This window comes from uncultured Friedmanniella sp. (genome assembly GCF_964244285.1).
GTDB lineage: Bacteria > Actinomycetota > Actinomycetes > Propionibacteriales > Propionibacteriaceae > Microlunatus.
In genome coordinates, this window is record NZ_CAXTHT010000003.1 from 25,923 (window position 1) to 39,541 (window position 13,619).

Genomic DNA, 13,619 nt, shown 5'->3' on the forward strand with positions numbered 1-13,619 from the left:
TGAGGGAGCAGCGGTGACCCAGGGCGACTACGAGCGCGGCCAGCAGGAGATCGGCAAGGCCGGCAACCCCGACCTGAACCCCGGAGGTCCGCCCGCCGCCGACGAGGCCATCGCGGCCGTCCCGGGCTCCGAGGGCGGCCGGAGCGCTGCGGCCACCGCACGACGGACCGCCGGGGGCGGGCGGGGCACAGCCGGGGCGCCGGGTGGCGAGCAGGGGGTACAGGACTTCCCTCACGGCGACGGCAGCCGGCGTCCGAAAGGGCGTCTCGGCCGCCGCAGGAAGGCGCGCGCCGAGGAGGCGATGGTCCCGGACGCGACCTTCGTCTCCTACTACGGCCGGCCGGTGGTCAAGGCGGCGCCGTGGGAGAACGCGATCCCGCTCTACCTGTTCATGGGCGGCGTGGCCGGCGGCTCCTCACTGCTCGCGGCCGGCGCCGACCTCAGCGGCCGTCCGGTCCTGCGTCGCGGGATGCGGATCAGCGCCACCGGTGCGATCAGCATCAGCCTGCTGGCGCTGGTGGCCGACCTGGGTCGCCCGGAGCGGTTCGTCAACATGCTGCGGGTGTTCAAGCCCACGTCACCGATGTCGGTGGGCACCTGGATCCTCACCGCCTACGGGCCAGGCGCGGTCGTCGCCGGGGCGGCCGAGGTGGCGCGGCTGCTGCCCGTCCGCTTCGGGGTCCTCAGCACACTGCTCGACTGGGCCGCCCGACCGGCCGGGATCGCGGCCGCCCTGATCGCGCCGGGCGTCGCCTCGTACACGGCGGTGCTGCTCACCGACACCTCGACCCCGGCCTGGCACGATGCGCACCGCGAGCTGCCCTTCGTCTTCGTCGGTTCAGCCGCCGCCGCGTCCGGCGGGCTGGGCCTGCTGCTGGCACCCGTGGCCGAGTCCGGTCCGGCCCGTCGGCTGGCCGTCGTCGGTGCGCTGGCCGAGCTCGCCGTCGAGCACCGGATGGAGCACTCGATGGGGTTGTCGGCCGAGGCGCTGCATACCGGACGACCCGGTCGGCTGATCCGCGCCAGCAAGATCCTGACGGCGACCGGGGCCACCGGGGCCCTGCTGCTGGGCGGGCGCAGCCGGCTCGGCGCCGCCCTGTCCGGGGTCGCGCTGCTGGCCGGCTCGGCCTGTACGCGGTTCGGGGTGTTCGAGGCGGGTATCGAGTCCGCGCACGACCCGAAGTACACCGTCGTCCCGCAACGGGAACGGCTGAACCGGCGTCGGGCCGCCGAGGCTGCGTCCGGGCCGGCGGCTCCGGCCGACAAGGAGACCCGATGACCGACACCGCCGTCGCGCGTACCGACAACCCGACCCGGGGACGGTGGGGGCTCGTCGTCGCGGCCCTGCTGCTGCAGCTCTCCCTCGGCGCGGTCTACGCGTGGAGCGTCTTCAGCTCGGCCCTGCAGAAGGCCGGCGCGTTCAAGCTGACCAAGCCCCAGGCGACGCTGCCGTTCGAGACGGCCATCGGGATGATCTTCATCGGCACCTACCTGGGCGGCCGGATCCAGGACCGACGCGGGCCGCGGACAGTGGCCGTCATCGGCTCTGTCGTCTACGGCCTCGGCGTCATCGTCGCCTCGTTCGCCAGGGACGGCGACCACCTGCCCCTGCTGGTGATCGGCTACGGCGTGCTGGCCGGCTTCGGGCTGGGACTGGCCTACATCGTCCCGATCGCCATGCTGCAGAAGTGGTTCCCCGACCGCCGCGGGCTGATCACCGGGTTGGCGGTCGGCGGCTTCGGCTTCGGCGCCGTGGTCACCGCACCGATCGCCCAGGCGCTGATCAAGCGCAACCCGGACGTCCCCACCACGGCGTTCCTGCCGCTGGGGATCGCGTACCTCGTCCTCGCCGTGGCGGGTGCCCTCTTCTTCCGTGACCCGCCGGCCGGTTACGCCGTCCCCGGCTACACCCCGGCCACCTCCGGCAAGGTCGTGGACAGCGGCCGCGACTACACCCAGGGCGAGGCGCTGCGGACCTGGCAGTGGTACGCGCTGGCGGCCATCCTGACCCTGGCCGTACTGGCCGGGATCTCCTTCATCTCCCAGGCGGCCGCGACCTTCGCCGACGTCGCGGGCTACACCGCAGCCGCGGCGGCCACGGCGGTCGGCCTGCTCGGCCTGTTCAACGGGGCCGGCCGGATCTTCTGGGCCGCCGTCTCGGGCCGGCTGGGCCGGATGCCCACCTTCGTGGTCATCCTGGCCCTCGAGGGTGCCTGCCTGCTGCTCATCCCGCACGCCCACAACGCGGCCCTCTTCTTCGTCCTGGCCGCGGTGGTCTACCTCTGCTACGGCGGTGCCTTCGGCACCATGCCGGCGACGGCGGGCGACTTCTTCGGGGTCAAGAACGCCGGCGGCATCTACGGGCTGATGCTGATCGGCTGGAGCCTCGGCGGCGTGGTCGGCCCGTTGATCGTGGCCAAGCTGATCGGCAGCACCAAGAACTACTCGGCCGGCTTCACCACGATCGGCCTCATCGCCCTCATCGCCATCGTGCTACCGGTCATCACCCGGCTGCCCCGCACCCGCAAGGACGCCGCCGAAGGCTCCCTCGGCGCCCAGACCTCGGCCCGCCGCTAGGTCAGGGGGCGTTCCGGGCCCGGGCCTTCGCGTTGGCCGCCCTGGTCCGGGCGGCCTTCTTCGCCGAGGCGCTGCGCTTCCGCTTGGCCTTGGCGAGCTCGTCCAGGATCTTCTGCTCGGCGCGCTGCTGACGCAGTACGGCGTTCTCCCGCTGCCGCTCCTCCCGCTGGACGACCGCGGCCGACCGGACCGGCCAGACGTAGTCGATGTCGGGCCTGACGTCGGGGAAGTGTCGCCGGTAGAACTCCGGGTCCTTGCGCACCAGCGCGGACTGGTGACTCTGCCGGACCGCCTCGTCCGCGACCCACGGCGGCAGCGCGCCGGCCGCGTCCAGCGCGGCCTCGCTCCGGATCTCCGGGATACCGAACGTCTCCAGGTCGGCAGCGATGGTGCCGGCGCAGGTGTCGCCGAAGCCCAGCTCCAGCCAGACGTCGCACATGACGAGGCCGTAGCGCCCCAGCGCTTCCTCATATCCCTGCCACATCAGGACGGCGGGGTGCTGCTTCCAGGCGTACCCGGGCACGGTGAGCGCGCGGACGATCTGGATCACCTCGACACGCTGCTTGCCGAGGCGCTTGGCGTCCAGCGCCCGGGCCGAGGCCTCGAAGCCGCGGTACGGCAGGAAGGTCTGCACCGGTCAGCGCACCACCAGCGGGTGATCGCCCGCGGCGACCACCTCACCGATGACCGGCGCACCCGGGATCTCCCCGACCACGAGCAGCCCGCCGCTGGTCTGGGCGTCGGCGAGCAGCAGCAGCTCGTCCTCGCCCACACCGGCGTCAGTGTGCGGCTGCACCCAGGCCAGGTTGCGGCGGGTGCCGCCACTGACGTAACCGGCGGCCAGGGCCTCCCGGGCGCCGTCCAGATACGGGACCGCCGCCGCGTCGATCCGGAAGGTGACGCCCGACGCGCGGGCCATCTTGTACCCGTGTCCGAGCAGTCCGAAGCCGGTCACGTCGGTCGCCGCGCGGATCCCAGCCGCCACCGCCGCCTCCGCAGCCGCGCGGTTCAGCCGGGTCATCGAGTCGATCGCGGCGGCGAAGACCTCACCCGTCGCCTTGTGCCGGTTGTTCAGCACCCCGACGCCCAGCGGCTTGGTCAGGCTGAGCGGCAGCCCCGGCCGCGCCGCGTCGTTGCGCAGCAGCCGGTCCGGGTCGGCCAGGCCGGTGACGGCCATCCCGTACTTCGGCTCCGGGTCGTCGATGCTCTGGCCGCCGGCCACGTGCACCTCCGCCTCCCGACCGATGTCCATCCCGCCGCGCAGCACCTCGCGCAGCAGCTCCAGCGGCCGGACGTCCCGCGGCCAGCCCACCAGGTTGAGCGCGACCAAGGGGCGCGCGCCCATGGCGTAGATGTCGGAGAGGGCGTTGGCCGCCGCGATCCGGCCGAAGTCGTAGGCGTCGTCGACCACCGCCGTGAAGAAGTCGGTCGTGCTCACGACCGCCTGCCCGTCCGCGATCCGCACCACCGCCGCGTCGTCCCCGGTCTCGAGGCCGACGAGGAGGTCGGCTGAGGTCCAGGGCGTCAACCCGCCGAGCATGTCCTCGAGGTCGCCCGCGGGGATCTTGCACGCGCAGCCGCCGCCGTGGACGTACTGGGTCAACCGGTAGGACACCGTCGTCGCCGTCATGCCCCCGACGTTACCGAGCGGAGCCTCCGCTCAAACCTCGGCCCAGACCCTCGGCTAGCCTCGGCGGCGGAGGCGTACAGGTGCCTGGTGGCCCTCCCGGTCTTCAACACCGGTGAAGTCGAGCATCTCGGCTTGGCGGGTTCGATTCCCGTCCGCCTCCGCAAGCCGGCTGTCCGCCCGCTGACTGTCGGCGGGGGTCACCAGTGGTGTGCTGACTAGCATCGGGCCGTGGACCACCGCCGGCTCGTCCCCCGCACCGACCGGGTGCTGGCCGACCCGCGCCTGAGCGCTGCCGTCGGACTCCTCGGCCGCGACACGGTCAAGCGGGTCGTGGGGCAGGCACAGCAGGAGGCCCGGAGCGGGCAGCTCGAGCCGGACGAGGTGGTCGAGCGGGCGGTCGCGCTGCTGCCCCGGTCGTCGGCGAGCGCGCGACCGGTGCTGAACGCCACGGGCGTGGTGCTGCACACCAACCTGGGCCGCGCTCCCCTCTCCGCCGCGGCGCTCGAGGCGGTGACGCGATCGGCCGGGTACGCCGACGTCGAGTTCGACCTGGAGACCGGACGCCGGGCCCGGCGGGGACGCGGGACGCTGGCCGCGCTGTCCGAGGCCGTCCCCGACGCGGGGGCGGTGCTGGCGGTCAACAACGGCGCCGCCGCGTTGGTGCTGGCCACCACCGCCCTGGCCGCCGGACGCGAGCTGGTGATCAGCCGTGGCGAGATGGTCGAGATCGGCGACGGCTTCCGGCTGCCCGACCTGATCGAGTCCACCGGCGTCCGGCTGTGCGAGGTCGGCACGACCAACCGGACGTCCGTGCACGACTATGCCGCCGCGATCGGTCCGGACACCGGCGCCATCCTCAAGGTGCACCCCTCCAACTTCCGGGTGGAGGGCTTCACCGCGGCCACCGGGGTCGCCGAGCTGGCCCGGCTCGGCGTCCCCGTGGTCGTGGACATCGGCAGCGGGCTCCTGGCCCCCGATCCCCTGCTCCCCGACGAGCCGGACGCCGCGACGGCGCTGCGGGACGGCGCTGACGTGGTCACCGCCAGCGGCGACAAGCTGCTCGGCGGACCGCAGGCCGGCCTGCTGCTGGGCCGGACGGAGGTGGTCGAACGGCTCCGACGACACCCCCTGGCGCGGGCGCTACGGGTGGACAAGCTCACCCTGGCGGCGCTCGAGGCCACGCTGCGGGGGCCGCTGACCCCGGCCTGGGCGGCGCTGCGGGCCGACCCGGACGCCCTGCGTGCCCGGGCGGACGGCCTGGCCGCCCAGCTCGACGAGGCGGGTCTCGACGCGGCCGTCGTGCCCTCGGACGGGGCGGTCGGCGGCGGCGGGGCGCCCGGGCTGACCCTGCCCGGCTGGGCGGTCGCCCTGGACGAGGCGTACGCGGCGCCGCTGCGGCTCGGCGAGCCCGCGGTGGTCGGACGGGTCGAGCGCGGCCGCTGCCTGCTGGACCTGCGCTGCGTCCCGGCCGAGGCCGACGAGGCCGTACTGGTGGCGGTGCTGGCGGCGGTGCTGGCCGTGGGGCCGGCGGCTCCGGCAGCCTGACGTGCACGTCGTCGCCACGGCCGGACACGTCGACCACGGCAAGTCGACGCTGGTGCGGGCGCTGACCGGGATGGAGCCGGACCGCTTCGCCGAGGAGCAGCGGCGCGGCATGACCATCGACCTCGGCTACGCGTGGACCCGGCTCGACGGGGACGACCTGGCCTTCGTCGACGTCCCCGGGCACGAGCGCTTCCTCGGGACCATGCTGGCCGGGCTCGGTCCGGCTCCGGCGGTGATGTTCGTCGTCGCCGCCGACGAGGGCTGGCGGCGCCAGTCGAGTGAGCACCTGAGCGCCGTCGACGCCCTCGGGCTGAGCCACGGGCTGCTGGTCGTCACCCGCAGCGACCTCGCGGAGCCGTCGGCCGCGGTCGCGGAGGCCCGGGCCCGGATCGCCGAGTCCAGCCTCGGACCGGTGCCCGCGGTGACGGTGTCGGGGCGGACGGGGGCCGGGCTGGACGAGCTGCGTCGCGCCTTGTCGGAGCTGGTCCAGACGCTGCCCACGCCCCGCGCCGACGGCCGGGTCCGGCTCTGGGTCGACCGTTCGTTCACGATCAGGGGCGCGGGCACCGTGGTCACCGGGACGCTCGGCGCCGGCACACTGCGGGTCGGCGACACCCTGGCCGTCGGTTCCCGGACCGTACGGGTCCGAGGTCTGCAGAGCCTGGGCGTCGACCGGCCGGAGCTCACGGCGGTGGCCCGGGTGGCGGTGAACCTCCGCGACGTGGAGGTCGGCGAGGTCGGCCGTGGCGACGCCCTGTTGACGCCGGGCCGCTGGCCCCTGACCGCCGTGGTCGACGTCCGGCTGAGCCTGAACGCCGAGGCGGTCGGCAACCTGCCGGCCGAGCTGGTGCTGCACGCCGGGACGGCCGCCATGCCCGTCCGGGTGCGCCCGCTGGCCGGGACGGCCGTGGCGCGGTTGACGCTGGCCGAGGCGCTGCCGCTGGAGCCGGGCGACCGGCTGGTGCTGCGCGACCCCGGCCGGCACGCCGTCGCCGCCGGTGCGGTCGTCCTGGATGCCGACCCGCCCGAGCTGCGGCGTCGGGGGGCGGCGGCCGCGCGGGCCTCGGACCTCGCCTCGTCGCAGGCGGCTGATCCGGCGGGCGCCCTGGCCGAGCAGGTACGGCGGCGCGGCGCAGTCCGGCGGGACGAGCTCGCCGCCGCCGGGGTGGCCGCCCCGGCGACGGACCGGGTGCGGGTCAGCGGGGACTGGCTGGTCGACCCGGATCGGTGGCAGGACTGGCAGGACGGCCTCCTCGCCGCCGTCGACGAGCAGGCCCGGACCCACCCGCTCGACCCGCGGCTGAGTCTCGAGGCGGCGCGGCGGGCAGTGGGCGTCCCGGACCGCGACCTGCTGGTCGCGCTGGCCCGGGAAGCCGGACTGGCGTACGCGGACGGCCGGCTGGCCCGTCCGGGCACGGGCGCCGACCTCGGAGCGGCCGCAGAAGCGGGGCTGGCGCGGCTCGTCGCGCACCTCACCGCCTCCCCGTTCCTCGCCCCCGAGCGACCGGACCTGGACACCTGGGGCCTGGGCATCGCCGAGCTCGCGGCGGCCGAGCGCACGGGACGGCTGGTCCGGCTGGCCCCTGACGTGGTGCTGCTGCCGACCGGCCCGGCCCAGGCGATGCGGGTCCTGGCCACCCTGCCGCAGCCGTTCACCACCAGCGAGGCCCGCCAGGCGCTGGGCACCACCCGCCGGGTGGCCATCCCCCTGCTCGAGCACCTCGACCGCCGCGGTTGGACCGTACGGCTGGACGGCGGCCACCGCCAGGTCCGCGGCCGCTGACCCCTGCCTCCTGAAGGTGACGTCGCGACCGCTCGAGCGGCAGCAACGTCACCTTCAGGAGGCAACGTGCGCCGTTGTCCACAGATTGCCCTGGCGCCCTCGCCTGGCGCTGCAGATTCTGGTGGGCTGGGCCGATGTCGAACCTCCAGCCGGCGCGGGTGCTGCTGGCCCGCGACCTCGTCCTCGAGGGCTACCGGTACAGCGATCTGCGTCAGCTTGCCCGCACGGGCGAGCTGCGACACCTCAGGCGCGGCGCGTACAGCCGGGACGAGACCGAGCTCAGCAACGAGAGCCGACACCGGCAGCTGATCCACGCCACCCTGCCGCTGCTCAGGTCAGGCGTCGTCAGTCACCTCTCCGCCGCGGTCATGCACGACCTGCCCGTACCGCCCGGACGCCTTAACCTCGTCCAGGTCACGCAACCCCAGGCCAGGTCCGGTCAGCGTCGAGGACATGTCCACCGCTACGCGGCGCCGCTCTCCTCCGACGAGATCACCGCCGTCGATGGCCTACCCGTCACCTCCCTCGCCCGTACCGTCGTCGACCTCGGCAGGACGCTGCCCTTTGCCCATGCCGTCGCAACGGCCGACGCCGCCCCTACGGAGAGGGCTCGAGCCCGCTGAGGTCGAGCACGTGCTGGCGCGGGCGTCGGGCCGTCCCGGCGTCGCGGCCGCGCGACGCGTCGTCGCCTTCGCCGACCCCCGCAGCGAGAGCCCGGGCGAGTCGCACAGCCGGGTCGTGCTGCACGCCATCGGGCTGCCGCCCTCGTCCCTGCAGTACGAGGTGAGCGACCCGTCCGGTCGGGTGGTCGCCCGCTGCGACTTCGGCTGGGAGGAGCACCGGACGGTCGGGGAGTTCGACGGTGTCGTGAAGTACGGCCGCCTGCTCAGCCCGGGCCAGACGGCCGCCGACGTCGTCTACGCCGAGAAGCGCCGCGAGGACGCCGTTCGCGACCTCGACCTGCGGATGGTGCCGTGGGGCTGGCACGACCTGCAGCGTGAACGAGTGCTGGCGGCCCGGCTGCGGCGGTTCATCTGCTGATGCCTCCTGACCACGGCGTTGCCTCCTCTCGAGAGGAGGCAGGAGTGATCCCAGGAGGCAGCGGCGGCTACGACACCACGGTCAGCAGGCCTCCGGCCAGGACGCCGACCACCGCGGTGGCGCCGGCGGCGGCCAGGGTGACCCGCCAGGTCAGGGCGCGGCCGACTATCACCATCGACGGCAGGCTGAGGGCCGGCAGCACCAGCAGCAACGCGCCGAGCACACCGGCGCTCGCCCCGGCGGCGGCGAGGCCCAGCAGGATCGGGATCTCCCCGCCCGTCGGCAGCACCAGCAGCAGGCCGCCGGCCGCGGCCACCAGGACCGCGACGGCACCACCGTGACCGAGCGCCCGTCCCAGCGGGGCGCCGACCAGTCCGATCAGGAACACCACGACCAGGTACTCCGGCACCAGGACCAGCGCCAGCCGGAGGAAGCTGCGCAGCAGCCGGCCGGGGATCTGGGCCGCGGTCAGCTCCGGGCCGGGGCCGGCGAGCGCCGCCGTCACGGCCCGGTCGGCCGCCGGGAGCCGGGTCGAGCGCCGCGCGGCCAGACCGCCCAGCAACGTGCTGACCCCGATGACGAGGACCAGCCCGAGCGCCACCCGGACGGCCACCCAGGGCCACAGTACGAGCAGGGCCAGGAAGACCAGCACCGCCGGGTTGAGCACCGGGTTGCCCAGCCAGAACGCCAGCGCGGCCGAGGTGGGCACCCCCGCCCGGCGCATCGTCACGGCCAGCGGCGCCGTGCAGCAGGTGCACATCATCGCCGGCAGCGCGGCGAGACCGCCGACGACCGCACCGCCGAGGGTGCTGCGGCCGCCGAGAGCCCGCACCAGCCAGCGTCGCGGCACGAGCACGTCGACCAGAGCCGAGACGACCAGCGCGACGACCCAGCGCCTTCCAGACCGCCTCGCTGTAGGCGAGGGTGAACGCCCAGGCCCGGCTCAGCGGGTGCGAACCCTCACCGGCCAGCAGCAGCGAGGAGCCCTTCCAGGTTCGCGAGCCGGCGAGGCCGAGCGCTCGTGCGGAGTACGGCAGCCACTTGGCCCAGAGCAGACCCAGGACCGCCACGGCCAGCACGACGCCGACCCCGACAACCGGCCGCAGTCGCGGGCTGGCGTCAGCAACAGTGCTCATGCCGCGCCCGGTTCCCCCGCCCGGCTCTTCCCAAACACGTCGCGGTCAGGACGTCCAGGCCCGCCACAGGCTCGCGTACTCGCCGTCAGCGGCGACCAGCTCGGCGTGGCTGCCCAGCTCGGCGATCCGGCCGTCGATGACCACGGCGATCCGGTCTGCGTCGTGGGCGGTGTGCAACCGGTGCGCGATTGCCACGACCGTCCGGTCCTCCAGCAGCGCGGCCATCGAGCCCTCCAGGTGCCGGGCGGTCCGCGGGTCGATCAGCGACGTCGCCTCGTCCAGCACCAGGGTGTGCGGGTCGGCCACGACCAGCCGGGCCAGCGCGATCTGCTGGGCCTGGGCCGGTGTCAGCTTCTGCTGGCCGGAGCCGAGCAGGGTGTCCAGCCGGGCCGGCAGCCGGGAGACCCACTCCTCCGCATCCACGGTCCGCAACGCGGCGAGCACGGCCTCGTCGCCGGCGTCCTCCCTGGCCAGCAGGATGTTGTCCCGGACCGTCCCGACGAAGACGTGGTGCTCCTGGGTGACCAGGGCCACCTGGGTCCGCATCACGTCCAGCGGCAGCTCGGTCAGCTCGACGCCACCAACGGTGACCGAGCCGGTCCGGGGACCGTTGATCCCGGCCAGCAACCGGCCCAGTGTCGACTTGCCCGAACCACTCGGCCCGACGACGGCGAGCCGCTCCCCCGGCCGCAGGTCCAGGTCGACGCCGTGCAGCACGTCGTGGCCCTCGCGGTAGGCGAAGCGCAGGTCGCGCCCCACCAGCCGGTTGCCGAGCGGACGCGCCTCGCCGGCCTCGCGGTCCTGCGGGACGGTGGCGATGCCGAGCAGGCGCGCGGTCGAGGCGATACCCACCTGCAACCGGTCGACGTTGCGGATCAGTCGCTGCAGCGGCTCGACCAGCGCCTGGACGTAGAGGGTGGCGGCGGTGATCTGGCCGAGGCTGACCTGCCCGTTCACGTACCCGTAGGCCCCGACCAGCAGCACCAGGACCAGCGGGGTGTCCCAGACCAGCCCGAGGACGCCGAAGAGCAGGTTGCGCAGCGCCATCGTGTAGCGCTCGGCCTGGCCGGAGACGGCGATGTCGTCGTCGCCCACCTCGACCCGGACCCGCTGCAGCCCCAGCGCCTCGATCGTCCGGGCGCCCTCGACCGTCTCGGTCAGGCTGGTGTTGATCCGGGAGTAGGTGCCGCCCTCGGTGATGTAGCCCTTGGGCGCGCGCGCCAGGTAGCGCCGGGACGACACCACGAGCATCGGCATGGTCAGCAGCAGCGGCAGCGCCAGCAGCCACGAGTTGAGCAGCATCGCCGCCAACGTCAGCAGCGTGGTCATGGCCGCGATGATCGCCTCGGGCAGCCCGAACCGGACGCTCTCGCTCATCGTGCCGACGTCACGGGTGACCCGGGTGACGAGGTCGCCGGAGCTCGCGCTCTCCACCCGGCCCAGCGGCAGCCGCAGCACCGTGCGGACGACGTACTCGCGCGCCTCGGCCAGCAGGTCCTGCCCGAAGCGCACGGAGGTCATCAGGGCGGCGAAGGTGAGCAGCGCCTGGGTGACCACGACGGCGGTGACCGCGAGGGCCAGACCGTCCAGCCGCGAGGTGCCGGTGCCGCCGGCCGTCGCCAGGTCGACGAGGTGACCCAGGATCCGCGGCACGACCAGCCCGGCCACCGCGGCCAGCGCGTGCAGCAGCAGGAGTGCGGTGACCAGCAGCCGTCGACTCAGGAACAGACGGCGGAGGAACGCCAGCACCTCACTGCGGTCGGCCACCGGCAGCGCCCGCTCCGGACGCCGGGACGAGCGGTAGTAGTCCCCCGCCCGCTGCTCGCGGAGCAGGTGCCTCGACCGCCAGGCGGACAGCCGGAAGCGGACGCTCCCGGTCCGTGGCCGCTCCAGCGCGGACGGCACGGCCGGCTCGGGAGCGCCGGTGAGCCAGGTCTCGGCCGAACCGGGCAGCTCGGTACGCAGCTCGGTCATCGCTCCTCCTGTCCGACGCCCAGCGGATGGTCCTCGGACTCCTCGCGCGCCACGACCCGCCGGTAGCCCGGACTGGTGGCCAGCAGCTCCTCGTGGGTGCCGCTGGCCTGGACCCGGCCATCGGCCAGGTAGGCGACCCGGTCCGCGTGGTGCAGCAGCAGCGGCGAGACGCTGGTGGCCACGGTCACCCGGCCGCGCCGGTGCTCGGCCAGCCGGCGCGCGATCAGCGCCTCGGTGTGCGCGTCGACCGCCGACGTCGGCTCGACGAGCACCAGCACGTCCGGGTCCAGGGCCAACGCCCGGGCCAGGACCAGCCGCTGCCGCTGGCCGCCGGACAGGCCACGGCCACGCTCGTCGATCCGGCCCTGCCAGCCGCCGGGCAGCCCGGAGAAGACGTCCTCGGCGGCCGCGGTGTGCAGGGCGGACTCGGCGGCGGCCAGGGTCAGCCGTCGGTGCGGGTCGACCAGGTTCTGCAGGGTGCCGGCGAAGACCACGCTGGCCGCGTCGCTGACCACGATCTTCTGCCGCACCTCACCGATGGCCACGTCGCTCAGGTCGACCGGCCCGAGGCTGACGCCCCAGCTGCCTCCCGCGAGCCGCCGGTCCCGCTCGACCAGCCGCGCCCGCTCGGCGCGCTGCCGGCTGCGGGCCTGCCGGGCGGCCCGGCCCTTCACGCCCTCGACGTCCAGCGGCACCGGCTCGTGCTCGAGCGGCAGGTAACGGCCGAGCCGGTCGGCCAGGGCCGCCGACTCGTCCGGCAACGCGGACACGATGACCGTCAGCTCGCCCGGACGGGCCACGAACCCGGACACGTGGTCGCGCAGCGGACCCTCCGCGGGCAACCGGAGCGGCGCGGCCGGGGCCGGCCAGGGCGGCTGCTGCTCGAAGACCGCGATCGCCTTCCGGGCCGAGACCAGCACCCGCACCCACTTCTGCGCCGAGTCGAAGAACACCTGGATCGGCCACACCATGAAGACGGCGTAACCGAAGAAGCTGACCAGCTGGCCGACGGTCAGCCGGCCGGCCGCGACCTCCCGCGAGCCCAGCCAGGTCAGCATCACCAGGAAGAGCCCGGAGAACAGGACGCTCGCCGAGTCGACCGCCGCCTGCCAGCGACCGGCGGCCAGCCCGGCGGCGCGGGTGCGCTGGGACTGGACGACGTAGTTGCGGGAGAACGTCTCCTCCCCGCCGATCCCGCGCAGGATGCGCAGCCCCGCGACGATGTCGGTGGCCAGCGAGGTGAGCTCCGACGAGCGCGTCCGCTCCGTCTCCTGCCGGCGTTGCAGCGGTCGCAGCAGGGGCATGGCCAGCACCACCAGCAGCGGGGCCGCGACCAGCACCACCAGGCCCAGCTCGAAGGAGGTGGACAGCACGAGACCGGCGATCACCAGGTACGCGACGAACGCGCCCGCCAGGTTGGACAGCACCTCACCGAGGCCGCCGAACTGGTCGGAGTCACCGGTGGCCACGCTCAGCACCTCCCCGGTCGGGGTGCGCTGCGGCAGCACGTGACCCATCGAGGTCACCTTGCGGGTGAGCAGCTTGATCGCCGCGTACATCCCCACCAGCCAGGTGCGGACGATCAGGGTGTGGTTGATGACGCCGGCCGCTGCGCCTACGAGGACGAGGGCCAGCAGCACCAGGCACCAGCGTCCGACGACGCCGAGGTCGCGTGCGGTGATGCCGTTGTCGATGATCCGGCCCACGATCCAGGGGCCGACCGCGCCCGGCAGCCACTGGATGACGGTGATGGTCGTGAGCAGCACCAGGCTCGGGAGCTGCTGCTTCAGCAGCCAGCCGAGGAAGCGTGCGGGGGACCGGGTGTCGGGTGCCGAGAAGTCCCGGGGCCGTCCCGGCGCCGGGTCCTCGAAGTCCGGGACGACCGGTGGGAAATCATGCATGACCGGCTTACTCTAGGCGTCTCTCGCGGGCC

11 protein-coding genes and 1 tRNA gene are annotated in these 13,619 nt (G+C 74.3%); 7 read left to right on the forward strand and 5 right to left on the reverse strand.

Going from position 1 to position 13,619, the window contains the following annotated elements; translation table 11 throughout:
• Positions 1–13 precede the first annotated feature (13 nt).
• Together nrfD and ACFE7W_RS08100 are read left to right on the forward strand one after the other, a co-directional pair.
• Positions 14–1,279 carry an NrfD/PsrC family molybdoenzyme membrane anchor subunit gene (gene nrfD / locus ACFE7W_RS08095; protein ID WP_375424263.1) on the forward strand — a complete coding sequence of 422 codons (1,266 nt, stop codon included), beginning with the start codon at positions 14–16 and terminating at the stop codon, positions 1,277–1,279.
• Positions 1,276–2,577, forward strand: a complete 1,302-nt coding sequence (locus ACFE7W_RS08100; RefSeq protein ID WP_375424264.1) for an OFA family MFS transporter — start codon at positions 1,276–1,278, stop codon at positions 2,575–2,577. The genes nrfD and ACFE7W_RS08100 overlap by 4 nt, the downstream gene beginning before the upstream one ends.
• 1 nt (position 2,578) lies before the next feature.
• On the opposite strand, the gene ACFE7W_RS08105 is transcribed toward ACFE7W_RS08100, so the two are convergent.
• Together ACFE7W_RS08105 and selD are read right to left on the reverse strand one after the other, a co-directional pair.
• Entirely contained in the window at positions 2,579–3,211 is a 633-nt protein-coding gene (locus ACFE7W_RS08105) for an MSMEG_6728 family protein (protein WP_375424265.1), read from the reverse strand.
• Positions 3,212–3,214: 3 nt separating this feature from the next.
• Positions 3,215–4,207: a selenide, water dikinase SelD gene (gene selD / locus ACFE7W_RS08110; RefSeq protein ID WP_375424266.1), complete on the reverse strand. Its 993-nt coding sequence runs from the start codon at positions 4,205–4,207 to the stop codon at positions 3,215–3,217.
• Positions 4,208–4,275: 68 nt separating this feature from the next.
• Here selD and ACFE7W_RS08115 point away from each other — a divergent pair.
• From ACFE7W_RS08115 to ACFE7W_RS08135, 5 genes are all read left to right on the forward strand, one after another.
• Positions 4,276–4,368 (forward strand) — tRNA-Sec (locus ACFE7W_RS08115).
• A gap of 67 nt (positions 4,369–4,435) precedes the next feature.
• Positions 4,436–5,752: an L-seryl-tRNA(Sec) selenium transferase gene (gene selA / locus ACFE7W_RS08120; RefSeq protein ID WP_375424267.1), complete on the forward strand. Its 1,317-nt coding sequence runs from the start codon at positions 4,436–4,438 to the stop codon at positions 5,750–5,752.
• 1 nt (position 5,753) lies between these two features.
• Positions 5,754–7,535, forward strand: coding sequence for a selenocysteine-specific translation elongation factor (gene selB / locus ACFE7W_RS08125; RefSeq protein ID WP_375424268.1), 1,782 nt, complete (start codon positions 5,754–5,756; stop codon positions 7,533–7,535).
• Positions 7,536–7,669: 134 nt separating this feature from the next.
• Complete coding sequence (locus ACFE7W_RS08130; RefSeq protein ID WP_375424269.1) at positions 7,670–8,158, forward strand: hypothetical protein; 489 nt, start codon at positions 7,670–7,672, stop codon at positions 8,156–8,158.
• Positions 8,159–8,168: 10 nt separating this feature from the next.
• Positions 8,169–8,576 carry a hypothetical protein gene (locus ACFE7W_RS08135; RefSeq protein WP_375424270.1) on the forward strand — a complete coding sequence of 136 codons (408 nt, stop codon included), beginning with the start codon at positions 8,169–8,171 and terminating at the stop codon, positions 8,574–8,576.
• A gap of 67 nt (positions 8,577–8,643) precedes the next feature.
• On the opposite strand, the gene ACFE7W_RS08140 is transcribed toward ACFE7W_RS08135, so the two are convergent.
• The 3 genes from ACFE7W_RS08140 to ACFE7W_RS08150 form a co-directional block, all read right to left on the reverse strand.
• Positions 8,644–9,456: a permease gene (locus ACFE7W_RS08140; RefSeq protein WP_375424849.1), complete on the reverse strand. Its 813-nt coding sequence runs from the start codon at positions 9,454–9,456 to the stop codon at positions 8,644–8,646.
• 301 nt (positions 9,457–9,757) lie between these two features.
• Entirely contained in the window at positions 9,758–11,686 is a 1,929-nt protein-coding gene (locus ACFE7W_RS08145) for an ABC transporter ATP-binding protein (RefSeq protein ID WP_375424271.1), read from the reverse strand.
• Positions 11,683–13,587, reverse strand: a complete 1,905-nt coding sequence (locus tag ACFE7W_RS08150; protein WP_375424272.1) for an ABC transporter transmembrane domain-containing protein — start codon at positions 13,585–13,587, stop codon at positions 11,683–11,685. Before ACFE7W_RS08150 ends, ACFE7W_RS08145 begins: the two co-directional genes overlap by 4 nt.
• Positions 13,588–13,619: the final 32 nt, after the last annotated feature.